This window comes from Agrobacterium sp. LMR679 (genome assembly GCF_027157905.1).
In the GTDB taxonomy this organism is placed as follows: domain Bacteria; phylum Pseudomonadota; class Alphaproteobacteria; order Rhizobiales; family Rhizobiaceae; genus Agrobacterium; species Agrobacterium leguminum.
Window position 1 is genome coordinate 929,752 of the sequence record NZ_JAPVOJ010000001.1, and the last position, 22,451, is coordinate 952,202.

At 61.6% G+C, this 22,451-nt stretch carries 20 protein-coding genes and 2 pseudogenes; 19 read left to right on the plus strand and 3 right to left on the minus strand.

The features are described 5' to 3' along the window. The first annotated feature begins 28 nt into the window (after positions 1-28). The 7 genes from O3W47_RS04345 to O3W47_RS04375 all read left to right on the plus strand — a co-directional run bounded on the left by O3W47_RS04345 (position 29) and on the right by O3W47_RS04375 (position 5,524). Positions 29-985 carry a hypothetical protein gene (locus O3W47_RS04345; protein WP_269313081.1) on the plus strand — a complete coding sequence of 319 codons (957 nt, stop codon included), beginning with the start codon at positions 29-31 and terminating at the stop codon, positions 983-985. A 134-nt stretch (positions 986-1,119) separates the two neighbouring features. Beyond that, positions 1,120-1,530, plus strand: coding sequence for a hypothetical protein (locus O3W47_RS04350; protein ID WP_137453449.1), 411 nt, complete (start codon positions 1,120-1,122; stop codon positions 1,528-1,530). An 87-nt stretch (positions 1,531-1,617) separates the two neighbouring features. Continuing rightward, the gene (locus O3W47_RS04355; protein WP_127758148.1) at positions 1,618-1,848 is read left to right on the plus strand and encodes a hypothetical protein; all 231 of its coding nucleotides are present in this window, start codon (positions 1,618-1,620) and stop codon (positions 1,846-1,848) included. Continuing rightward, positions 1,845-3,323, plus strand: a complete 1,479-nt coding sequence (locus O3W47_RS04360) for a TolC family protein (protein WP_137453450.1) — start codon at positions 1,845-1,847, stop codon at positions 3,321-3,323. The genes O3W47_RS04355 and O3W47_RS04360 overlap by 4 nt, the downstream gene beginning before the upstream one ends. Before the next feature lie 14 nt (positions 3,324-3,337). Next, entirely contained in the window at positions 3,338-4,687 is a 1,350-nt protein-coding gene (locus O3W47_RS04365) for a multicopper oxidase family protein (protein WP_080819835.1), read from the plus strand. 52 nt (positions 4,688-4,739) lie between these two features. After that, positions 4,740-5,216 carry a cupredoxin domain-containing protein gene (locus O3W47_RS04370; protein ID WP_137453451.1) on the plus strand — a complete coding sequence of 159 codons (477 nt, stop codon included), beginning with the start codon at positions 4,740-4,742 and terminating at the stop codon, positions 5,214-5,216. Between the two features lie 23 nt (positions 5,217-5,239). After that, positions 5,240-5,524, plus strand: a complete 285-nt coding sequence (locus O3W47_RS04375; protein WP_080819831.1) for a copper-binding protein — start codon at positions 5,240-5,242, stop codon at positions 5,522-5,524. An 87-nt stretch (positions 5,525-5,611) separates the two neighbouring features. Here the strand turns inward: O3W47_RS04375 and O3W47_RS04380 are convergent, their stop codons facing one another. After that, positions 5,612-6,448: a phosphatase PAP2 family protein gene (locus O3W47_RS04380; protein ID WP_137453452.1), complete on the minus strand. Its 837-nt coding sequence runs from the start codon at positions 6,446-6,448 to the stop codon at positions 5,612-5,614. 172 nt (positions 6,449-6,620) lie between these two features. Between O3W47_RS04380 and O3W47_RS04385 the strand changes: the two genes are divergently transcribed. From O3W47_RS04385 to fhuB, 9 genes and pseudogenes are all read left to right on the plus strand, one after another. After that, the gene (locus O3W47_RS04385) at positions 6,621-7,319 is read left to right on the plus strand and encodes a response regulator (protein WP_137453453.1); all 699 of its coding nucleotides are present in this window, start codon (positions 6,621-6,623) and stop codon (positions 7,317-7,319) included. Beyond that, a pseudogene (locus O3W47_RS04390) lies at positions 7,316-8,474 on the plus strand (ATP-binding protein). Before O3W47_RS04385 ends, O3W47_RS04390 begins: the two are co-directional and overlap by 4 nt. Positions 8,475-8,604: 130 nt before the next feature. Then, entirely contained in the window at positions 8,605-9,558 is a 954-nt protein-coding gene (locus tag O3W47_RS04400; RefSeq protein ID WP_269313083.1) for a DUF535 family protein, read from the plus strand. A 170-nt stretch (positions 9,559-9,728) separates the two neighbouring features. After that, positions 9,729-10,247 carry an RNA polymerase sigma factor gene (locus O3W47_RS04405; RefSeq protein WP_236774692.1) on the plus strand — a complete coding sequence of 173 codons (519 nt, stop codon included), beginning with the start codon at positions 9,729-9,731 and terminating at the stop codon, positions 10,245-10,247. Further along, on the plus strand, positions 10,244-11,221 hold the full coding sequence (locus O3W47_RS04410; protein ID WP_269313084.1) for a FecR family protein: 978 nt from the start codon (positions 10,244-10,246) through the stop codon (positions 11,219-11,221). Before O3W47_RS04405 ends, O3W47_RS04410 begins: the two co-directional genes overlap by 4 nt. A 182-nt stretch (positions 11,222-11,403) precedes the next feature. Further along, the gene (locus O3W47_RS04415; RefSeq protein ID WP_269313085.1) at positions 11,404-13,809 is read left to right on the plus strand and encodes a TonB-dependent siderophore receptor; all 2,406 of its coding nucleotides are present in this window, start codon (positions 11,404-11,406) and stop codon (positions 13,807-13,809) included. A 38-nt stretch (positions 13,810-13,847) separates the two neighbouring features. Then, positions 13,848-14,600 (plus strand): siderophore-iron reductase FhuF, encoded by a 753-nt coding sequence (fhuF, locus tag O3W47_RS04420; protein WP_269313086.1) that lies wholly within the window; start codon positions 13,848-13,850, stop codon positions 14,598-14,600. Further along, positions 14,593-15,477, plus strand: coding sequence for an iron-siderophore ABC transporter substrate-binding protein (locus O3W47_RS04425; RefSeq protein ID WP_269313087.1), 885 nt, complete (start codon positions 14,593-14,595; stop codon positions 15,475-15,477). Before fhuF ends, O3W47_RS04425 begins: the two co-directional genes overlap by 8 nt. Further along, positions 15,477-17,441, plus strand: a pseudogene (gene fhuB, locus O3W47_RS04430) (Fe(3+)-hydroxamate ABC transporter permease FhuB); the annotation flags it as partial. The gene O3W47_RS04425 and the pseudogene fhuB, both read left to right, overlap by 1 nt. A gap of 36 nt (positions 17,442-17,477) precedes the next feature. On the opposite strand, the gene O3W47_RS04435 reads toward fhuB, so the two are convergent. Beyond that, positions 17,478-18,998 (minus strand): MFS transporter, encoded by a 1,521-nt coding sequence (locus tag O3W47_RS04435; RefSeq protein ID WP_269313088.1) that lies wholly within the window; start codon positions 18,996-18,998, stop codon positions 17,478-17,480. Between the two features lie 129 nt (positions 18,999-19,127). On the opposite strand from O3W47_RS04435, the gene O3W47_RS04440 reads away from it, so the two are divergent. Next, complete coding sequence (locus O3W47_RS04440; protein ID WP_162936893.1) at positions 19,128-19,979, plus strand: LysR family transcriptional regulator; 852 nt, start codon at positions 19,128-19,130, stop codon at positions 19,977-19,979. Between the two features lie 24 nt (positions 19,980-20,003). Here O3W47_RS04440 and O3W47_RS04445 read toward each other — a convergent pair whose 3' ends face one another. After that, on the minus strand, positions 20,004-20,615 hold the full coding sequence (locus O3W47_RS04445; protein WP_137453461.1) for a 3'-5' exonuclease: 612 nt from the start codon (positions 20,613-20,615) through the stop codon (positions 20,004-20,006). Positions 20,616-20,697: 82 nt separating this feature from the next. Here O3W47_RS04445 and O3W47_RS04450 point away from each other — a divergent pair, with 82 nt between their 5' ends. Together O3W47_RS04450 and O3W47_RS04455 are read left to right on the plus strand one after the other, a co-directional pair. Continuing rightward, complete coding sequence (locus O3W47_RS04450) at positions 20,698-21,792, plus strand: PspA/IM30 family protein (protein WP_135398740.1); 1,095 nt, start codon at positions 20,698-20,700, stop codon at positions 21,790-21,792. Further along, entirely contained in the window at positions 21,792-22,451 is a 660-nt protein-coding gene (locus tag O3W47_RS04455) for an OB-fold-containig protein (protein WP_269313089.1), read from the plus strand. The genes O3W47_RS04450 and O3W47_RS04455 overlap by 1 nt, the downstream gene beginning before the upstream one ends.

Here is a 22,451-nt window from a genome sequence, read left to right on the forward strand (position 1 = left end):
TGGATCATCCCATCCCGGAGCGCGGCCCATGACCAATTTTTTCGACTTTGCGATTTCCCGGTTGCCAGCCGCGACAGCCGATTGCCGCAGGCCAGCGCCCGGCGAAATAGAGGCGCTGCTGCAAAAAGAGTCCTTCCCGGCGGCGCTGCGTCTGCTGGCGGGAAGTTTCATCGCCCTTTACGAAGGCTCGCCCGAGATGACTGCACTTTTTGCGACACGCCAGAGCCGGCTTCTGTGTCACGCGCTTCTGGCGCTCTATTTTCAGAAATGCGGCGCCCGTGAAACAGGAGGGGGAGAAGCCGCGCTGACGCGGGAAGATTTCGGCCATCTGGCGCTTCGGCATGGGCTCGCCAGCCATAGTGTCGCTTATGCCTTCTTCAAGGAGGCGCTGAAACGCGGAATGACACGCCCGGCAGACCGGTCCGGCGACGGGCCGGACAATGGGCCCGGCAATGGGCTCGGCAAAGGGATCGTGCCTTCAGCCCCGGCGCTGGCGATGCTTGCGCAATGGTACGACGTGCATTTTCAGGCGCTGGATCTGCTGGATGAGGGCTTCAGGGCATCACGTTTCATCAAGCGGTCGGAGGCCATGCTTCCCCATATCCACCCCCGCGTATCGCAGGCGTTTCTGTCGCATCCGGAGGTGCGCTGCCCCGGCCCGCTTTCCATCATCTTCAACTGGTTCGATGCGGGCGGACTGCTGATGGATCGCCTTATCGCCGGCATCGACTGGGAAAGGCCGACCGAACACGGCAGGCGCCTGACCGATGTGGAAACCGTGACGCAACTGGCGACATCCCTCTCCCTGTCGCGTATCCACATCGGCCGCAAGCTTGCGGCGGCCGAACTGATCGGCGGCATCGGCTGGAGCGGACGACGCGGCCGTTCCGCGCTCTGGATTTCGCAGGGTTTTTACGAGGAATATGCCCGCATGCAGGCCCGCAAGCTCCTTATTCTCGATGAAGCCTTCATCGACTTCGTGTGAGGTGCGGGCAGGCTGCAGGCCCTGCCATTCCGCTTGCCGGCCCTGCTCCGCGTGAATGCGACATAACGGCTTTCGTCGATGGTTATGAGGGATATCCATTGACAAATCACAGGACTACAGCTTTTCTACGAAGCATGCGTGAGATGTTGCGAGCATCGAAATTGCTGGCCCTGTTGTTTAGACTGGTGATGATACTGTCACTGGCTGGCTATAGTGTTTCCACCGTCAATGCCGCAATGCATCCCGCCGAAGCCGGTGGAATGCAGCACGATCAGTCCGCCATGATGGATCACGGCGCGACGATGGACCATGACGCCTCAGCCATGATGTCCGACAGTCACGATCACAACGATATGGCCGAACAGGACGGCGGCGTCAAAAAGCCCGTCAAGCCGCAATGCTGCGGCGATTTCTGTCTCGGCATGGCGGTTCTGATCAGCCACGACACCATTGGCAGACCCGTCGTCAACAGCATCCGTTCCTTCCTCGACGACAGCAAGGCGCTGGGCCAGACCCCGCTCCTTCACCGCCCCCCGAATATCTGAACAGGCAAAGCCCGCCTTTGGGCAATGACCGTGCGTGAGCGGCTTTAGCGCCGCCGCGCCGTTGCATCTCCTGTTCGGAAAATACCCATGAACCCGATTTACATTGTGGTTGCGGCGCCCCTGCTTCTGGGCGGCTGCACAGCCACATCCCTGATGAACGACGCCGCCTCCTATGACGACGCGGCAAACCCTTCGCTCGGCGCGGCCCCCATCCGCTATCAGACCCCGGTCGCGGGTTACACGCACCGCGCGCCGGCGGACCCGAAGCCCTGGCGTAACCAGAACGATGCGCAGGCTCCGAAAGGAGACGCATCATGACGATACTTACCTTCAAACTCGGAGCGAAACTCGCGACCGCCCTTTGCCTGCCGTTTCTTCTCGGCGGCTGTGTCACGGCCGCCCAATATGCGTCGCGTGACGCCGGTTTCACCAATGTTTCGGCCAGGACATCCGAGGCGACAGGCAAGCAGGCGGTCTGGGTGCAGAACCGGGCCGAGGCGCAGGCGACGCAGGCCCGCGTCAAATCGCTGATGGCCGCCGGCAAAAGTCTCGATGTCGAGACGGCGGTGCAGGTTGCGCTCCTGAACAACAAGGGCCTTCAGGCAGCCTATGCCGATCTCGGCGAATCCGCCGCCACCGCATGGCAATCGACCATGCTGGTCAATCCGCGGGTCGGCATCGGGCTGACGGGGATCGGCACCCCGGGGCTCAGGGCCTATCAGGCGATCGAGGGTGTCGTCGTCACCAATGTTCTGGCGCTGGCTACCCTCAAGAAAAATGTCGAGATCGCCGATACCGGCTTCCGCAAGGCGCAGCTTGGCGCCGCGCTGAAGACGCTGCAACTGGCGGCCGATACCCGCCGCGCCTGGATTACCGCGGTGGCGGCATGGGAAAATGTCGGCCAGCTGGCGCAGGCACAGACCGCGGCGGATGCCGCCTCGGAACTTGCCGTGAAGCTTGGCGAGGCGGGTTCGCTCAACAAGGAGGGCCAGGCCCGCGAGCAGGTCTTTTACGCCGAGTTGACCGGCCAGATCGCAAGGGCGCGGCTTGAGGCCCGTCTTGCCAAGGAGGAACTGACCCGGCTGATGGGACTGTGGGGAGCGGATATCGAATATACCATTCCCAACCGCCTGCCCCCGCTTCCGAAGGCGCTTACCAAACGGGACATGATCGAGGCCGAAGCGCTGCAGCGCCGCGTGGATTTGCAGATGGCAAAGCTCGATCTGGAGGCGACCGCCCGGTCGTTCAAGCTCACGGAAGCCACCCGATACGTGACCGATCTCGAAATCCGTTCCGGCTTCGAGACCGAACGCGAGCTGGAAGACGGCGAAATCCACAAGCAGACCACCGGCAATGCCGAGCTGGAATTCGTCATTCCGATCTTCGATTCCGGTCAGGCGCGCATGCGGGAATCCGAACTCGCCTATATGCGCGCGGCGAACCTGCTGGCGGAAAAGGCGGTCAATGTCCGCTCGGAAGCCCGCTCCGCTTATCAGGCCTATCGCTCGAACTATGACATCGCCCGGCACTACCGCAACAGCGTGGTGCCGCTGCGCACCAAAATCGAAGAGCAGTCGCTGCTGACCTATAACGGCATGATCACCAATACCTTCGAGCTTCTGGCCGACAGCCGGGAAAAGGTCAATTCAAGCCTGCTCGCCATCAATGCGAAACGTGACTTCTGGCTCGCCGAGGCCAGCCTCGCTCCCGCCATTTACGGTGGCGGCACGGGTGCTGCGGCAGGCGCGGAGACCGAGGTTGCCGCCGCTGGCGGCGGCGGTGGCGGACACTGAGAAAGGAAACGACCATGTTTAACAGAAGAAACTTTCTGGGTGTCGGCGCTGCAATGGTCTCCTCGGCGGCTTGGGCGAAAACATCCAACACCAGCCTGCCGGAAGCGGCAGTGATGGAAACGGCTGCGACCCAGGCCCCGGTCAAGCCCACCACCGGCCCGGATTACAACCCCGTCGTCACCCTCAACGGCTGGACCCTGCCCTTCCGGATGAACAACGGCGTCAAGGAATTCCATCTTGTCGCCGAGCCGGTGGAACGCGAAATGGCGGAGGGCATGACCGCCCGCCTCTGGGGTTATAACGGCCAGTCGCCCGGTCCGACCATCGAGGCCGTCGAAGGCGACCGGGTGCGTATTTTCGTCACCAACAAGCTGCCGGAACATACGACGATCCACTGGCACGGCATGATCCTGCCGTCCGGCATGGATGGTGTGGGCGGGTTGTCGCAACCGCATATCCCGGTTGGCAAAACCTTCGTCTACGAGTTCGACCTCGTGAAATCCGGCACCTTCATGTACCACCCGCATTCGGACGAGATGGTGCAGATGGCGATGGGCATGATGGGCTTCTTCGTGATCCATCCGAAGGACCCGGCCTTCATGCCGGTGGACCGCGACTTCGTGTTCCTCATCAACGCCTTCGACATCGATCCCGGCTCCTATGTGCCGAAGATCATGACCATGACCGACTTCAATCTGTGGTCATGGAACAGCCGGGTGTTTCCGGGCATCGATCCGCTGGTGGTTTCCAGGGACGACCGGGTGCGCGTGCGCGTCGGCAACCTCACCATGACCAACCATCCGATCCACATGCACGGTTACGATTTCGAAGTGACCTGCACGGACGGCGGCTGGGTGCGGCCCGAGGCGCGCTGGCCGGAGGTGAGCATCGACATCCCCGTGGGTGCGATGCGGGCCTATGAATTCGACGCCAAATATGTCGGCGACTGGGCGATCCATTGCCACAAGTCGCACCACACGATGAATGCGATGGGACATGACGTCCCGACCTTCATCGGCGTCGACAAGAAGACCGTCGCAGAGAAAATCCGCAAGGTGCGGCCGGAATATATGCCGATGGGCACCGCCGGCATGGCCGATATGGGCGCGATGGAAATGGAAATCCCTGAGAATACCGTGCCCATGATGACGGGTTGGGGTCCGCACGGCCCCATCGAGATGGGCGGCATGTTCTCCGTGGTGAAGGTCCGCGAAGGCATCTCCGCGGGCGATTACTCAGATCCCGGCTGGTACGAAAACCCGCCCGGAACCCAGGCCTGGGAATGGACCGGCGAGTTGCCGGATACGACCAAGACCAATGACCCCAAAACGCAGATCACGCCGAAACCGATGAAACACGGCTGATCGTGCAGACCCAACCCCACAAGAACCCCCACCAAAATCAAGGAAATATGGAATGACCAAACTGAAACTTGCACTGCTTCTTGCCGCTCTCGCCACACCCGCCCTTGCCTCGGGCACCCACGGCGGCGGCCATGAAGCAATGGCGATCGGCGAACCGGGCGACAAGGCCAAGGTGACCCAGACCATTCAGGTGACGATGAAGGAAACGCCTGACGGCAAGATGCTCTTCACTCCCGCCAAGTTCGACTTCAAGAAGGGCAAGACGGTTCGCTTTGTCGTGAAGAATGTCGGTGAACTGGACCATGAATTCATTCTCGACGAACAGAAGGCCAATCTGGAGCACAAGGCCGCCATGGAGAAGGCTCCGGAGATGGAGCACGACAATCCGAACGCGATCAGCCTCGCGCCCGGCGAAAGCGGCGAAATCATCTGGAAATTCACCAATGACGGCATGTTCGAATTCGCCTGCCTGAAACCCGGACATTACGAGGCCGGCATGCGCGGCGATCTCAAAGTTTCTGCAAAGTAACCCGGCAACAAAGGAATCTGACCATGAAGACCATCGTTAAAATCACCGTCGCAGCAGCACTCCTGCTCACCGCTCCCCTCAGCGCATTCGCAGAGGAATTCACCAAGGGAACGGTAAAGAAGGTCGATGCCGCAGCCAGGAAGGTCACCATCATCCATGAAGAACTGAAGAACCTCGACATGCCGGCCATGACGATGGTGTTCCGCGTCAAGGACGATGCGATCCTCGCCAAGCTCAAGGAAGGCGCCAATATCGAGTTCGTCGCCGAACGCGCCGACGGCAAGCTGGTCGTCGCCCAGGTGAAATAAGGCCTCCGGTCGCCCGGCAGGAAACAGCAAGGGCAGCGGCTTTCCGCTGCCCTTTTTGATATTGGGCGGAGGGGATTCCCCGCAGCCTTATTGTTCCGCAAATGGCCTTGTTTCCGCGGCGGGCCGCGTCCCGTCGACCCTGCGCGAGAAGGCGGCGTCTATCGCCTGCCGGTTGTTCATGAACGGCCGCTGGAGCAGAAGAAACACTGCGAGCATCAAGGGCCATGCAATCAGGACATCGGAGAGGAAGTGAGCGCCCATTGCCACCCTGTTCAGGGAGACAATCACGACAAATGGCGCCAGTATCGCGATGCCGATCAGGCGAAATTTCTCTGGCAGGAGAATGGTGAAGGCCAGAAGGGCGGCTGCGGAAGCGCTTTCACCGGAAGGAAAAGAGCAATTTCGGGCGCAGCCACCGTCAAGGGAAAGAACCGGTGTAAACAACAGGTCTCCCCCGAACTCGCCAAGATGGCGCGGCCTTGCCCTGCCAAACGCATTTTTCAGTATATGAACCGAGGCGCCCGGTCCCAGAGCAAAAAAGACGCCAATAAGCAGCAGCTTGTGCGGTGGAAAAACCCGGGGCAGGCCGCCAGAAAATGGCATGAGGACAAGCATGCACACCAGCCCGGACAATAAGACCGGCGGAAGCATGCGGTTCAGATCTCGGACGAAAATCAGGAACTCATCCTCGCCAAGGTGGAAACGGTCCGTCCAGAATTGCCGGCTCACCTCAAGATCGATATCCGACCTGATCGTGAAGACGATCATCATCGCAAGAGCGACCAGAAGGGCCAGCAGGGAGGAACTGCCGGAGGCACGCAAAAAAGCCTGACGGGCGACATGGATGGCGCCTGCGCGAAATTTCGACCTCTGGGTCCAATTCCGCTTTTTCCGGTCGGTTTTACTGGCGAGAGGCTGGTGCATGGCCAGTTCTCTTCCGCAGAAATGTCAAGGCTTTGCGGAGAAAGAGACAAGACTGCAAGGAAAGCGGCACCGATAGTGTTTATTCGGGGACGGAGGCTCTTGCCCGATGTTTCGCATCCGCTTAGCGTCCCGGCGTTACCACGGCTTACAGAAGCAGATTTGCGGATCGAGTATGGACAAAGGACTTATTCTGATCGTCGAAGACGACCCCGATATTATTCAAATTCTGGACGCCTATCTCATTCGCGAAGGGTACAGAACCGTCAGGGCGAGCGATGGAGAAATAGCGTTGACGCATTTCTCCATGCTGAGACCGGATCTGGTTCTGCTCGACATTCGTCTGCCGAAGTTCGATGGCATCGAGGTGTTGAACCGCATCCGGCGGGAACGGGATACGCCTGTCATCATGGTCACCTCCCTTGCGGAGGATATGGACAAGCTGACCGGCCTTCGCCTCGGCGCGGACGATTACATCGTCAAACCTTTCAACCCCCACGAATTGATCGCGCGGGTGAATGCCGTGCTGAAACGCACGCGACAGCCCGCCGCCGGTGGGGTCTTGCGCTTCGGGGCCATTGAAGTAGACACCGAAGCCTACGTCGCGGCCGTTTGCGGCGATAGGGGACGGACCGTTCTACCCCTGACGCTGAGCGAGTTCAGGATACTCGCCCATATGACGCGCCGCCCGACCCACGCCTTTCAGCGCGCCGATATTCTGGATGCCTGCCTGCCGGAAAGCGATGCGCTGGCGCGCACCATCGACACGCACATCGCCAATCTGCGCAAGAAATTGGCGGATCATGGCGCCTGCGGTTATCTGGTCTCGGTGCGCAGCGTCGGTTATCGGCTGGCCGGGGAGCAGAAACCATGAAACTCTGGCGACTGCGCCTGCGCACGATGACGGCGATCACGATCACCACGATGCTCATCTTTGCCGTCGCGTTGGTCTATTTCGGCGTTTCCTGGTATGCGGACAATATTGAAGAGCGCATCATCGCCCAGCTGTCGCCCGATGCCTCCAAGGCCTTCTCGGATATCGACCGGGGCGTGATGCCGGATCAGCGCCAGCTTCAGGCCCTTATCGAGGTTTTGCCGGGCCTGGAGGATGAGGCGGATAACGAGCTTATCAAATCGGTATTCCTCTTCGGATTGCTCGCTGTCCTTCTGTGCAGCCTGCTCGGTTATTTCATCTCGCGGCGCATTGCAGCACCTCTCGGCGAACTTGCAGACGCGGCGCGGCGCATGGCGACCGGCGATTTCAGCGGAGGTGCAAAGATCAAGGCGAACCCCATCGCCGAAGTCGCATTTCTGGTCGACAGTTTCGAGAGTCTGACGCGGGAACTTCAGATGATGGAGCGCCGGCTGAAGTTCAACACGATGGCGGTGGCCCATGAATTGCGCACACCGCTGACGATCCTCCAGGGCCGTTTGCACGGCATCGCGGATGATGTCTTTCCCCTCGACAAGCAAGCCATTCGCCACCTCATCGTCCATGTGGAAGGACTCGCGCGTCTTGTCGATGATTTGCGCACACTTTCCCTGGCGGAAACCAACAGCCTCGTCAAAGACACGCAGCCGCTCGATCTTGCCGCCGAATGCGCGGCCGTGGCTGAAGCGGCGCGGCCGCTGATGGATGAGGCCGGCATCGATATCGATATGTCGCTGGAGCCCGCTCCCATTTGCGGCGACCGCCAACGTCTTCGGCAGCTATTGCTGATCCTGATCGACAATGTGCGCCGCTATGCCGCGAGCGGCAAGTTTCTGCGCTGTTCGACCGGGCTTCAGGACGGGCGGCCCTTCGTCACGATCGAGGACAAGGGACCGGGCTTTCCCCCCCGGCGTCGAGGCACACGGTATCGAACTCTTCTGGCGCATGGAACCGTCACGCGCGCGCAAAACCGGTGGCACGGGGCTCGGCCTGTCGATTGCCCGCGCAATCGCACGGGCGCATGACAGCGATCTGCAGATAAAGACACGACCAGACGGCGGAACCATCGTAACGGTTCTCTTCGCGCGAACGCCCTGAAAGATTTCCGCGGGCAATCCGTTGCGGCAACGAACCGGTCTTCATTGAAGACAGGCTGTTTCTCGACAGAATCTCGACAATTCCGGCGCATGCCCCGGCTGAACGCTCAATTTCTGCCGGAAGCCCGTGTATGTCGCGCATTCAAGATGCTGCCGTTCTGGCAGAGAAACGCCCGGTCACCGATGAGGTGGTCCAGACGGTTTCGGAAACACCTCATTTTTTGCTGTTCCGGAGAATTATGACCTTTGCCGGACGTGCCCACTGGAAGCGGGCAGTCCTTTTCTGGATGCGTTTTGCAGCCAATCCATTGGTCACCTTTCGGTGGTGGTGGTTTCTGGTCCGGTTTTCAGCGGAGCGAGAATTACCGCTCCCGCATGACGACCTTCTCCAAAAACCGCTGTCGAAATTCCTGATCAATAAAGTTTCCCGGAAGAGACGGCTGGCTTTTCTCATGGACAATTTCGCAATTGCGGACCGGCATTTTCCCAGAAGCACCACGGCCGGGCTATGGGCGGGAAAAACCATGGACATGGGCACCGTTCGCGGCCGGAACGATGAATATCGGTGCATCCTGGCGTTGGCGGATCGTTGCGGCGGCCGGCACGAGGGCGCTTTGGCTGTCAGGCTCGTGCGCGACCATGACAACGCCGTTTTGTGGACGGCGACTTTTACTTTTCTCGAAGGATGCGAAACGCAGCACCACACGATTGTCGTTGGAGGCATGCAGGGTCCGCGCGCCGCAAAAGAGCAAATGGTGTCGGTGACGCGCGATCTCTCGGGACTTCGCCCCAAGGAAGCAGCGCTGATGGTTCTGCAAGGTCTCGCCTGCGAGGGTGCGCTCAGCTACTTCGCTGTCGCCCAATCCAGACACCCCATTCGCTACCGTCGCGCCCGGCGGCAAAAAATGATGGTTTCAGACATCGACGCCTTCTGGCGGGAACGCTCCGGCGAACCGGACAAGGCATTCGGTTTCAAAGTGCCATTCTCCAGCCTTGAGGGGAGAGACAAGCGCAGCCACATGAAATTGTCTTTTTTCAACCTCGGCGAACGCTTCCGCGAGGGTAAGGCAACCGAAAGCGCCTAGCGATATCGCGGAGAAAGTCTTGCGGGGAAGGGTCGGGAGGCTCCGCCCATCCCATATTTTCGCGCCGCGTCGTGGTGCGAAAGTTACAGCTAATAAATATGATAAAAAAAATCATCTTTATCGGCTCGGCCGTCTTGCTGCGCGCGGATGGCCGGTGTTATCCAGAGACCATGCAGCAAATTGACAGCCCGGATCTTCTGGACGCGTTTTTGAATGTGAAGAGCAAGCTTGCCGCGGCGATCTATCACCGCGTGCGTTGCCACGCGACCACCTTCGATCTCGTGCAGGACACGTTCCTGCGATTGTGGGAGCGGCGGAAGCTGCTTGGCCTCACCGGCGATCTTTGCGGTTATGTCATCATCACCGGCAGAAACCTTGCCATAGACCATGAGCGGCGCAAGCGTATCGCCCCGGTCTTTACCGGCATCGAACATCTTGCTTTCGTCGCCGACCCCTCGCCCACGCAGGAAACCTGCATGATCGGGCGGCAGGAGCTGGAACGCCTGCAAATGCTCGTCGATGCCCTGCCGCCGCGATGCCGGGACGTGTTTCTGCTTTCGCGCATCGAAGGCCTGACCTTCGTGGAAATCGGCCAGCGGCTGCATATTTCGCCGAAAACCGCTTTCGGCCATATGGTCACCGCTCTTGAAAAGCTGAAGTCCGGCATGACGCCGCCGGGCGAGAGATGAAGGTGGCCGCGGGCAAGGATGCGACCGCGGAGACGCCGGCCGGCCGCGAAACCGCAGCCCAGGGTGACGAAGCGGCAATAGCGCATGCGGCGGCAAGCTGGTTTGCGCATTTTCTGGAACCCGGCGCCACCGCAGCCGACGAAAGCGAATTCCGGCGCTGGATCGAGGCGGATGAGCGACATGCACGCGCCTATGCCGATATCGAACGCATATGGCTCGGCGCCGGCATGGCGCCGCAGCTTGCCCAGGCTCAGCCGCTTGGCCGCCGTCGGCTGCTGAAAAACGGCGCGGCGGGACTTCTGCTGATCGGCGGTGTCGGAGCCGCGGCGTGGCAGGCGACACGCCCGGCGGGTGACTATGAAACCGCGATTGGCGAGACCCGCAGCATCGCACTTTCCGACGGCTCGACCGTCGAGCTTTCCACATCGAGCGCCATTTCCGTGAATTTCACCCCGCAACGGCGGCAGATCACGCTGCTGTCGGGTGAGGCGTTCTTCCGGGTTGCGCCGGATCGCAACCGGCCATTTTCCGTGATTACGGAAGACCTGGTGACCACGGCGCTCGGCACCGCCTTTTCCGTCTGTCGCGCGGGTTCCTCCGTCTCGGTTTCGGTGGCCGAACATGCCGTCGAGGTCGCCGCCAGACAGTCGCGGCAGGCGGTGGAGGCCGGTTACAGCATCTCCTACCGGGACGGTGTTCTCTCGCGACCCGAAGCAACCGATATCGAAACGCGGCTTGCCTGGCGGCAGGGCAAGCTGGTCTTCATCTCAACGCCCTTGAAAGAGGTCGTCGCGCGACTGGAGCAATGGCGTCGCGGCCGCATGATCGTTCTGGGCGATGCGCTCGGCAGACAGCCGGTGACGATGATCGTCGATGTCAGACGCCGGGAAAAGATCGGGCAGATCCTCGAAGAAGGCCTGCCCGTCACGGTCACCGATTACTCCCCCTGGCTGTCGGTCATCCGCCAGCGCTAGAGCACTTGCAGGAAAAGCGGCGCGCGGTTCTCCGTCTGGAAATGCGAAAACACTCCAGGGGCATCGCCTGCACACGCGCTTAAAAAAATTTTGTCCGGGGACCGAGGTTTTGCGCAAACGGAATCGTACTCGTGTTTTGAGGCCGTCATTGCGGCAACAGGAGCAGGGGAAGGTATATTACCGTGTCTAAGCGTAAAAATCATTTCAGCCACCGTCATTCAGCAACCGGATCATTTCGTATACTGCTTCTCGCCACCGTCGCCGGCCTTGCCCTGATCGGCCCTCTGCCGGCGGCCGCACAGACGGCGACGCAGGCAAGCGCGCTGCAATTTTCAATCGCGCCGCAGCCGCTCTCGAGCGCGCTGGTGCGTTATTCCTCCATCACCGGTGTCGATGTCGTGTTCAACGGCGAAATTCCGGCGACGGTGAGGACGGCGGGTGTCACAGGCGCGTTCAGCCGCAAGGATGCCCTCACGCGCCTGCTTGCCGGCACCGGCCTTTCCTACACCTTCACCAGCGCCAACACCGTGCGGCTCAGCAACCCCCGCGCCGCAGCAGCGCCGGTTGCGGGCTCCACCCTGCTCCAGCCCATCGAACTGACAGGCAACAGGGGCGGTGGTGACAACGCCACCGTGGCGGCCAAGAACAGCTCCGGCGCCACCAAGCTCGATACGCCGCTCATCGAGACGCCCCGCTCGGTTGCGGTCGTCACCAAAAAGGAAATGCAGCAGCGCGGCGTGCAGGACATCATCGAGGCCGTGCGCTACTCCGCCGGCGTCACCACCGGCACCGCCGCCGGCTTCGACCCGCGCTTCGACCAGATCTATATTCGCGGTTACGACGCCACCACCATGGGCGATTACAAGGACGGACTGCGTCAGCCCTATTTGAACTACGGCATGTTCCGCACCGATCCCTATTCGCTGGAGCGTGTGGAAATCGTCCGTGGCCCGATCTCCGTTCTTTATGGCGCAGGCACACCCGCCGGCATCGTCAACAAGACGTCGAAGCTCGCAAATGGCACGCGCATTCGCGAGGTTGAGGCGCTTTACGGCACGGAAACCCGCAAACAGGCCGCCTTCGATATCGGCGACACGATAGACGCTGACGGCACACTGTCATACCGCGTGGTCGGGCTGGCGCGCGCCGGCGACACCAATTTCGATATTGCCGACGACCGCTATTTCCTTCAGCCGTCCTTTACCTGGAAGCCGTCCGACCAGACCAGCCTCACCGTTTACGGGCTCATCCAGTCTACCGAAACCGACGCTTCGGTCGCGGCACTGACCGATCCCGCCGGCAATGTCCTGCGGCTGCGTGGAAGCGATCCCGACTACGACTATCAGAAAATCCGCCAGCAGCAGGTGGGCTATAATTTCGAGCACGAATTCAACGATACCCTGACCTTCAGGCAGAATCTGCGTTATTCGCATATGGATCTGCGCAGCCGTTATCTCGGCGTATCGAGCTGGACCGGCACCGTCGCCCATCGCGATCCCTGGGCGATCCGCGACGACATGAAGGCCTTCCAGGCCGACAACCAGCTTGAATGGAGCTTCGACACCGGCCCCGTTTCCCATACGCTGCTGACCGGCCTCGATTACAGCAATGTGAAATCTTCATTCGCCTATGGTTACGCATCCGGCGGCTCCGCCTTCGACTTCGATATCGCCAATCCGCGCTACGGCTTCTCCGGACCCACGCCCGCCTACAGCGCCTATCAGTCGGAAGCCGATCTGCGGCAGGTCGGGCTTTACGCCCTCGACCAGATGGAGCTGGACAAATGGCGTTTCACCCTCGGCGGACGGCAGACCTGGGTGGACCAGACCCGGCAGGGGGCTGCCACCGAGGATGTGCAGAAGGACGTCTTCACCGTTCAGGCAGGCGCGCTTTATGCCTTTGACAACGGCGTTTCGCCCTTCTTCAGCTACGCCACCTCCTTCGATCCGGTTACCAAGCTTTCCGCCACCGGCGAAACGCTGAAGCCCACCGAAGGCGAACAGTTCGAACTGGGCGTGAAATATCAGCCACCCGGAACCGACATCATGCTTTCGGCGGTCGCCTATCATCTGGCGGAAAAGAACAAGCCCGTGGCGATCGATCCCGCCGGCCTGATATTCCGCTCGCTCGGCGAGGTGACCAACAAGGGCTTCGAACTGGAGGCGAAGGCCAATATCGCCACCGGCTGGGATGTGATCGCCGCCTATAGCTACACCCATTCCAGGATCACGGCGGGCGACGATGCCGGCAATACGCCTTCCTCGGTGCCGACCCATGTGGCCTCTCTCTGGGCGAACTATACCTTCCAGGAAGATACGCCTCTCCATGGCCTCTCGGCCGGAGCGGGCCTGCGCTATGTCGGTGAAAGCTATACCAGCACCAAAAACATCGCGAAGAACGATGCCGCAATCTATCTCGACGCCGCTCTTTCCTACGATTTCGGCGCGCTCGACAAGGATTATGACGGCCTCGTCGCCTCCTTCAACGTCCGCAACATCGCCGACGACCGCAATGTCGCCTGCACGGACGGTTATTGCTATCTCGGTCAGGGCAGGAACATCACGGCGTCCCTGAAATATCGCTGGTAACCGTGGCGACCGCAGGCGGCAACCCGGCGGCGGGGCGCATGGCGAAGACCATGGCGCCCTGCCCGCAATCGGCGCATGAAAGGCTGCCGGACTTCGCGTCCGTCGGCTCTTTCAGCTATTGCACGGACAAGTTCCTGCTTGCACCGCCCTGCGGTGCGGAGGTTCTGCCCTGCCGGCAGCTTGCCTGCGAAGATGTTTTTTGCGGCTTGATGACCCGCCACCACGCCGCCCATCCGGACGCCGACCCGAGAGCCACGGCATCGCTCTGGACACTTTATTATTTCAGCCTGCTGACCATCACGCCCACCGTCTGCCGTCTCGTTCACGGCCGCCGCCTGCCCCTGGCTCTCGGCGATCTGAGCGTGATCATCGATCCGGAAAACGCCCTGCCGGTCGCATTCCTGCTCCCCCATGCCGGCGATCAGGCCGGCAAGGCATCCGCGCCCGAAGATCTGCATGGGCTCTTGCGCGATCACCTCGCGGCACTCATCCCCTCCATCGCCAGGGCTGCGAAACTTGCTCCCAAATTGCTGTGGAACAATGCCGCCGTCTATCTGTCTTGGATCATCGGGGAAATCGAGGCGCAGGCCGATCCGGCGCTCGCACGCGCCTGCCGGGCGGTGATCGACGATCCCCTGTGGCCGGATGGCAGCCGCAATCCCATGTCCGGCATGGTGGTCAAGGGCAACAGGCGCGTTTGCTGCCTGCGATACATGATCCCCACCATTGGCGGATGCGGCGCAAGCTGTCCCCTGCCCTGCGGACAAAACCGGGACACGCACGATGCCTGACCATTCGCCCACTCGCCGGCTGCTGATGGCCACGGCGCTGACCCTGCCATGGCAGAGCGGGGTGAAAGCGGCGATGCCGAAGGGTGGCATCGTCTCGCTCGATTACGGGCTTGCCTCCACCCTGCTCGCGCTCGGCACCGCGCCGGCGGCAATCGCCGCGCGCGCCGACTGGGACACATGGATGGTGGAGCCTGCCATGCCGGAAGGCGTGGCCGACCTCGGCTTGACCGCCGAAATCAATTTCGAAGTGCTGGCGAGGCTGAAGCCCGACGTCATCCTGTCAACGCCTTTCCTTGCCTCGCTTACCCCGAAATTACAGTCGATCGCTCCGGTGATGGAATTTTCCATCTATACACCGGACAGCGACGCCCTGACGGCGTCCTACGCCGCGACCCGCAAGCTTGCCGCGGCCCTCAACAGGGAACAGCGGGGAGAGGATTTCCTCTCACGGGCCGAAGCCTGCTTTGACGATTGCCGCCGCCGGCTTGAAAAATTGCGGCCGCCGCCGGTCGCCGTCATCAATTTCATGGATGAGCGCCATGCGCGGGTCTATGGCGGCCCCGGTCTTTATCAGGGCGCCATGGAAAAGATCGGTCTTGCCAATGCCTGGCCGGAAAAGACCAATTATTGGGGGTTCGAAACCATCGCGCTGGAGGCGCTGGCCGTCCTTTCGGCGGATGCCCGGCTCATCGCCTTCGAACCGCTGACGCCGCCCGACATTCTCTCGCGGCTCGATCAAAGCCCGCTCTGGAGCAACCTGCCCTTCGTCCGGGCGGGCCGGGTCTCCACCCTTCCCGGCGTGCTGATGTTCGGCATGGTGCAGGAAGCCATGCGGTTTGCCCGGCTGGTGACCGATCATCTGGAAAGCCACGCCTGATGCCGCCGGTCCTCCTGCGCCTCCTCACCCCCGCCGGTGTTGCCGCCAGCCTCTTCCTCCTCGGCGCCATCTTTGCCGTCAGCGATATCTGGCCGGATCTGCATCGATTGAGCGGCGGCGGTGCGCAATATGATGTTGAGCGGCTCATGCTGCTCTATTCCACCCTGCCGCGCATGGTGACGGCGCTTCTGGCCGGCGCTGCGCTGGCTCTGGCCGGCGCATTGTTGCAGCAGGCTTTGCGCAACCCCCTCGCCTCACCCTCGACGCTCGGCATTTCAGCGGGCGCCAATCTTGCCGTTGCCGCAACCATGTTCGCCTTTCCCACCCTGGAAGGCATCAGCCGTGATGTAGTGGCGATGGCGGGCAGCGCATTGGCCGCCCTTGCGGTGTTTTCCATCGGCGCAAGACGCGGATTTTCACCGCTGTCGCTCGTCCTCGCCGGCCTGATGATCGGCATCTGGTGCGCCGCCGCCTCGGCCATTCTCGTCCTCCTCAACGAACGGTATCTGAGCGGCCTGTTCATCTGGGGTGCGGGGTCGCTGTCTCTGCAAAGCTGGGCCGTTCCCGTCACCCTCTTTCCGAAAATTCTGGTCTTGGCCGCGCTTGCCGGGCTGATCATGCGGCCTTTATCGCTGATGGAACTGGGGGATGTCAGCGCCGGAGCGCTCGGCCTTTCCGTCGTGCGGCTGCGGGTTCTTGCGGTATCGATCGCGGTTGCATTGGCCGCGCTTGTCACCAGCGCCGTCGGCGTCATCGGTTTCGTCGGCCTTGTCGCGCCCGCCGTAGCACGGCTTGCGGGTGCCCGCCGCATCGCCCAGCAAATCCTCTGGTCGCCGCTCATCGGCGCAGGGCTGCTGCTTCTGACGGACGAAATCGTCAAACGCCTTTCGGATATCACCGGCGGGCTGATACCGACCGGCGCCATGACGGCCCTGTTCGGCGCGCCGCTGGTGCTGTTTCTGCTGCCCCGCCTGAAAGCCATGCAGAGGGAATTGCCCGCTCCGCCACCGGGCATCGTTAAACAGCGTCGCCTTTCCCCCATCATGGTCCTGTCTTTCGTTGGCCTGCTGGCTGCGGGCGTAACCGCCGCCATTCTTTTCGGCCGTGCGCCGGATGGAAGCTGGGGTTTGCTGCCTGTCGGTGAATGGAGCGAAATTCTGCCCTATCGCTGGCCGCGGGTCGTCGCGGCCTTCGCAGCCGGGAGCCTGCTTGGTGCAGCCGGCGCCATTCTCCAGCGCCTGACCGGCAATGAGATAGCAAGCCCGGAAGTGCTTGGCGTTTCAGCCGGTGCAACGCTTGGCATGGCCGTCGCGCTTTTCGCCTTCACCGCCTCCGGGCCGATGCTGCAACTGGGTTTTGCGAGCGCCGGCGCCGCCGCGGTTCTTTTCGCCATCCTGTCGCTCGGCCTCAGGTCAGGCTTCACGCCCGAGCGGGTTCTTCTGACCGGCGTGGTGCTGACGGCCATGCTCGACGCGGTGATCGGCGTGCTGGCGGCCGGCGGCGACCCGCGCGCCATGATGATCATTCGGTGGATGGGAGGCTCGACCTATCTCGTCGATGATTTCACCGCCCGGATCGCGGCCGTTTGCGCAGTGGTTTTCGCAACCTTCGCCATTCTGGCGCATCGCTGGCTTACCCTGCTGCCGCTCGGCGCGGGTGCTGCGCGGGAACTCGGCGTCCATATTGCTTCGGCACGGGCCGCACTGTTCATTCTCGCGGCCGCCATGACGGCGGCGGCGACGCTCATCATCGGCCCCTTGAGTTTTGCCGGGCTGATGGGGCCGCACCTTGCCCGTGAAATAGGATTTCGCCGCGCCGGCCCGCATCTCATCGCGGCGGCACTCGCCGCCGGCTGCCTGATGGTGCTTGCCGACTGGGTGGGACGAATGGCAGCCTTTCCCTACCAATTGCCCGCCGGTCTGGTTTCCGCTCTCGTCGGCGCACCGCTGCTCATGGTCCTGCTGGGCGAAGGAAATAGCCTTCCCTTTGCAGCCGTCGCCCTAACCTTGGGCAGGCTTTCGCGCCGGGCCAAAGATCGTGAAGCTGATGGCGGCGAGCATCCAAACACTGATGCCGGCATAGAGCATGACGAGGCCGAACCCATCCGCAAGCGCCCGATGGACGAGTTCTTCCGAAACGCCCTGCGCCGAGGCGCCGGCAGTTCCCGCCGCGATCTTTTCCGCCAGCGACTGCAATTCATGCACATCCGCACCGGACGACAGATTCGCCCGAAGCGAAGCCCGGACGCCCTCCACCAGTATAAAGCCCATGATCGGGATGTTGATGGCGAGCGAAATCATCCGTGCGCTCATGTCGATGCCCGAGGCCATGCCGGAACGGGCGGGGGAAACCGCTCCCGTGGTGGTGTTGGTAACAGGCGTATTGGTCAGCCCGAGCCCGATACCGGCGAGGATGCAGCCGGGCAGCATGGTGAGCCAGTTCGCATTTTCGATGCCGCTTCCCAATTTCATCAGCATGAAACCGAGGCCAATGGTGAACAGCCCGGCCGGAATGACGAGGCGCGGCTGGTAGCGCAGCGACAGGCGCTCCGCCAGCGGCGGCATCACCAGCGCCGGCAGCGTATAGGCAAGCAGGCCGAGGCCGGCGGTGACGCTGTCATAACCGAGGCCCGCCTGAAACCAGATCGGCAGATAGATCATGAACGGCCAGAAGCTGATATTCATCGCCGCAGAACCGATGATCGCCCCGGAAAAAGGCCGGATGCGAAACACGGAGAAGTCGAACATCGGTCTTGAACTAAGCTTTTCAGCAATCACGAAGGCAATGAAGCTCGCAGCCGCGACGCCAAGGATCAGAAGCGCCGCCGGGCTCACAAAACCGAGCGCGGGTCCCTGCGTGATAAAAAAGGCAAGGCAAAAAACGGCGACCGAAAGGGTGACCATGCCGGCAAGATCGAGACGCGCCGCTTCCGGATCGCGGGATTCTCCGACGCCGCCGGCGGCAAGCAGCCATGTTCCCGCGCCAAGCACGACGTGAACGAGGAACACCCATTCCCAGCTCCACAGCGCAACGATGGCGCCGCCGATGATCGGGCCGAAACCCAGCCCCACGCCCGAGACGATGCCCCACCAGCCGAACGCCATGCCGCGTTCGCGGGCCGTGCGAAACTGATGCGACAGGATGGCGATCTGGCACACCAGCATCGCCCCGCCGCTCAGCCCCTGAAGGAAACGGGCGCCGATCAGCACCGAGACGTTTTCCGTCATTCCGCAGGCCAGAGAGGAAAGCGCGAAAGCGACGATACTGGCGATAAAGACACGTTTACGGCCGAAGCGATCTGCCAGCGCCCCCGTCGCCATCAGCACCATCGTCACGCCGATGGTATAGGCATTCATGATCCACTGAAGCTGACGGAAATCCGCATGCAGCACCTGTTCGAGTGTTGGCAGGATCGCCGGAACGCTGGAGATTTCCAGTCCGAACATCAGGGCGGAGAGACAAACGGCAGCGAGCGCCATGGCGCTTCTGCTGCCCGCTTGGGCGGTAACGGCAAGGGTCATTCTTCAGCCTTTCATGGGTCGGCCCGCAATGCGAAAACCGATCTGTGGAGGAGGCACGCTAGACAAAGCTTGACCATAACTGAATTGGATGATTGGCTATTTCAGAGACAACAAATTGGAGTAATCGATATGAGCACGCTGGATGTGGAGGCCGTCGAGGCCTTTGTCACCATCGCCGATATGCAAAGCTTCACCCGTGCTGCCGAAGCGCTCGGCACCACCCAGGGCGCCATCAGCGTCAAGCTCAAGCGGCTGGAAGACAGGCTCGGCCAGCGGCTGCTCGAACGCACACCGCGTTCGGTGCGGCTTTCAGCGCAGGGTGCGGTGTTTCTGGCGCCCGCCCGCGAGTTTCTCGCCGCGCATGACCGGGCACTGGCGGGCCTTTCTTCCCCACGCCGCCGCTTCGGCCTTGGCATTGCCGCCCATGTGGCGGGACCGGAGGTTCCGACCCTGCTTGCACGCCTCAACGACCACGACCCCGGGCTTACGATCGAAGTGCGCATGGATCATTCCCGATCCCTGCTTGATGCCTTCGACCGTGGGGAGATCGATGCGGCAATCATCCGGCGCGAGGATGATCGGCGCGACGGCGAGGTGCTCGGGCCGGAACATTTCGGCTGGTATGCAACCCCGCAATTCGAACACCGTCAGGGTGAACCCCTGCGGCTGGCGGCGCTCTCGCCCGCCTGTGGCGTGCGTGACATCGCCACCCGCGCCCTGGATGCGGCTGCGATTGCGTGGACGGAGGTGTTTCTTGGCGGCACATCGTCGATGGTGACCGCCGCCGTCTCGGCCGGGCTCGCGGTTTCCGCCTTCTCCTCCCGTCTCGCACCGCCCGGCACAGTGGAGGTCAGCCAGCGTTTTGGCCTGCCGCCCCTGCCCTCCACGGAAATCATCATGTTCTCCACCCTGACGGACAGCAGATCCCGGGAGGCCTTACGCACGCTCGCCGCCGCCTTTCGCGAACATCGGCCGGGTTAGTGGCGCAATTCCGCCTGACACCGGCTAAACGCCGAACGCTTCCGGCGTCAGTTTTCCGCCCCTCAGGAGATGTTGCAGCGTATAGGAAACCGAAAGCGCATCATCGAGCGCATCGTGCCCCTGCAATGGCGGATGCTCGACGCCGTAATAATCGGCCAGCCTGTTGCTCGGCGTTTTTGCCAGATCCTCCGCCGGCATTGCCGCTGCAAGCAGAAGTTTGACGGCATTGTCGAAACGCCCGGCAGGGATGGGCGGCTGTATTCCGGCGACATAACAGCTGATCGCCACCATATTCAGTTCGTCCTTACCCCATGACCAGCATTGGGCACCTTCCGAGAAACTGTCGAAGCTTGAAAGGGCCTGCTGCAAGGGAACGCCTTCCGTTTCGATGATCTCCCCGGTGATCCCCGTCAGTCGGGTGAAGAACGGATCGATCACATATCTTCCGCCATGACGGTCGACCGGACATATATAGGCCTTATAGGTCCCCAGAAGCGGAAAATCGCCCTCCAGCCCAAGCCTGACGGCGCCAATCTGCGCAATGACCGGATCGGGATCATGAGCCGCACACCAAAACCTGCGCTGGGAACCTTCCAGGCAGAGGAACTCGCAGTCGAATATGATTGCTTTTTTCATGAACCAACCTCTCAATTCGCGCGGGCCAAATCTTGAAAGCACAAATGAAGTGCTTTATATATTTCACATGAGCACGAAACTTTTGTCCAACGTTGTCCTGGCACTGAATCTCTCGGAGGGGAACCGCTCTTCTCTGGAAGAGACGCTCCTTGCCTATCGGCGAGCGATGGCGATCCTTGACCGGACTGAAGGCGCCAATCTCGTAGCCTTGCATGCGGCAGCTTATGAAGAGATCAGGGTCAAGACCAGCCTTCCTTCCCGCATGGTGACGCTGGCTCTGCGCGACCATAGCCAGCGCGATCCGCAAGAGCCGGTGCGGGACATTCCGCTCGACAGCAAGCTCTTTTCGGTCAAGGGGCCGGACACGGTAAGCATCGCCACCCTCTCGGGCCGCGTCGTGGTGCCCTATACCGTCCGTGGCTATCACGACGGCTGGAATGACTTTTCAGAAGCGCGCCTCGTGTTCGAGGGCGAAACCATCAGCATCCATGCCGGAATAAAAACCGGCTTTCAACCGAACAAGGAGGCTTCGATGAACAATGAAGGTATTCTTGGGCGACTCGGGCGTGTCATCGCCGGCGTTATGAACAACGCTGTCGATGCGGCGGAGGCGTCCAATCCGGTTGCGGTAGCGCAGCAGGCGGTGCGGGAAATCGCTCAGATCGCCGATGAGGCCCGATCCGCGCTTGGCGTGGCGGTCGCAGCCGGCCATCGCCTGAAAGCCAAGGCCGCCGATCTCGACGAAGAAATTCGTGACCTCGACGACAAGATCAGGATCGGACTTGAAAACGGCCGCGAGGATTTGGCCCGTGCGGCAACCGGGCTGCAGATCGATCTGGAAGCGCAGCGGGAAGCGCTGAACAAGGCGATTCTCGAGAACGCTGCCGAAATTGCCGAGGCGGAAACCACATTGCGCAGCATCGCCTCCGCAAAGGCGGATGCGCAAAAGCGGCTTGAGGACGCCAAGCGCGCCGAACGCATCGCGCCGGCAACCGACACGACCCCATCCCAGCGCAACGACCGCCGTCTGGCTGACGCGCTCGACGCCATCGAAAGAGTAACCGGCACCCCCGCCAAGCCCAATAACGGAGCGGCGGAGGTTGAAGAACTCGGCCGGATGCAGCGCCAGAGCGCTATCGAAGCACGGCTCAAGGCATTTCGTGAGGGGCAGCGCTGATGGAGAGCATTGTCCAGCCAGGCACTGCTCCCTTCTGGATCGCCTTGCTGACGGTCTTCGGCCTCGGCATCGTCGAACTCGTCTCGGTTCTTCTTGGTGTATCGGCTTCGGGACTGCTTGACGACAACTTCAGTTACCACGCACCCGGCGATACCGAGGCGGGGTTACTCGGCAGCTGGATGTCCTGGCTCAATGCGGGCGGCGTGCCGCTTCTTGTTCTGGCGGTCATCCTGCTCTCGGCTTTTTCCGTCGCCGGGTTCTTCATTCAGGGGATCGCTTCCGCAACGCCGCTCGGGCCATTGCCGCCCAATCTGGCCATGACCGGCGCCATTGCCGCCACCCTGCCGGCCACGCGGTCACTCAGCCGCGCCGTTGCGAAGGTCATTCCACGCGATGAGACAAACGCGCTCGAGCAGACCGATTTTCTGGGACTTGTGGGCACTGTCACCATCGGGCCTCTCGATCAGGGCAAGCCCGGCACCGTGCGGGTCAAGGACCGGCACGAGAATATTCACTTCCTGCGCGCTCAGGCAGCATCCGGTCACACGATCGATACGGGTGCGCAGGTATTGATCGTCGACGGTGCGGATGGGCTTTTTCAGGCCATTCCCGCGCCGCCGGATCTGGAAGTTCACCATAGCGGGCATCATAGGGGCTAA

Excerpts from the sequence above, each read along its gene's own strand:
- O3W47_RS04345 (WP_269313081.1), top strand. The coding sequence starts at position 29 with ATGACCAATTTTTTCGACTTTGCGATTTCCCGGTTGCCAGCCGCGACA.
- O3W47_RS04350 (WP_137453449.1), top strand. The coding sequence starts at position 1,120 with ATGCGTGAGATGTTGCGAGCATCGAAATTGCTGGCCCTGTTGTTTAGA.
- O3W47_RS04355 (WP_127758148.1), top strand. The coding sequence starts at position 1,618 with ATGAACCCGATTTACATTGTGGTTGCGGCGCCCCTGCTTCTGGGCGGC.
- O3W47_RS04360 (WP_137453450.1), top strand. The coding sequence starts at position 1,845 with ATGACGATACTTACCTTCAAACTCGGAGCGAAACTCGCGACCGCCCTT.
- O3W47_RS04365 (WP_080819835.1), top strand. The coding sequence starts at position 3,338 with ATGTTTAACAGAAGAAACTTTCTGGGTGTCGGCGCTGCAATGGTCTCC.
- O3W47_RS04370 (WP_137453451.1), top strand. The coding sequence starts at position 4,740 with ATGACCAAACTGAAACTTGCACTGCTTCTTGCCGCTCTCGCCACACCC.
- O3W47_RS04375 (WP_080819831.1), top strand. The coding sequence starts at position 5,240 with ATGAAGACCATCGTTAAAATCACCGTCGCAGCAGCACTCCTGCTCACC.
- O3W47_RS04380 (WP_137453452.1), bottom strand. The coding sequence starts at position 6,448 with ATGCACCAGCCTCTCGCCAGTAAAACCGACCGGAAAAAGCGGAATTGG.
- O3W47_RS04385 (WP_137453453.1), top strand. The coding sequence starts at position 6,621 with ATGGACAAAGGACTTATTCTGATCGTCGAAGACGACCCCGATATTATT.
- O3W47_RS04400 (WP_269313083.1), top strand. The coding sequence starts at position 8,605 with ATGTCGCGCATTCAAGATGCTGCCGTTCTGGCAGAGAAACGCCCGGTC.
- O3W47_RS04405 (WP_236774692.1), top strand. The coding sequence starts at position 9,729 with ATGCAGCAAATTGACAGCCCGGATCTTCTGGACGCGTTTTTGAATGTG.
- O3W47_RS04410 (WP_269313084.1), top strand. The coding sequence starts at position 10,244 with ATGAAGGTGGCCGCGGGCAAGGATGCGACCGCGGAGACGCCGGCCGGC.
- fhuF (WP_269313086.1), top strand. The coding sequence starts at position 13,848 with ATGGCGAAGACCATGGCGCCCTGCCCGCAATCGGCGCATGAAAGGCTG.
- O3W47_RS04425 (WP_269313087.1), top strand. The coding sequence starts at position 14,593 with ATGCCTGACCATTCGCCCACTCGCCGGCTGCTGATGGCCACGGCGCTG.
- O3W47_RS04435 (WP_269313088.1), bottom strand. The coding sequence starts at position 18,998 with ATGACCCTTGCCGTTACCGCCCAAGCGGGCAGCAGAAGCGCCATGGCG.
- O3W47_RS04440 (WP_162936893.1), top strand. The coding sequence starts at position 19,128 with ATGAGCACGCTGGATGTGGAGGCCGTCGAGGCCTTTGTCACCATCGCC.
- O3W47_RS04445 (WP_137453461.1), bottom strand. The coding sequence starts at position 20,615 with ATGAAAAAAGCAATCATATTCGACTGCGAGTTCCTCTGCCTGGAAGGT.
- O3W47_RS04455 (WP_269313089.1), top strand. The coding sequence starts at position 21,792 with ATGGAGAGCATTGTCCAGCCAGGCACTGCTCCCTTCTGGATCGCCTTG.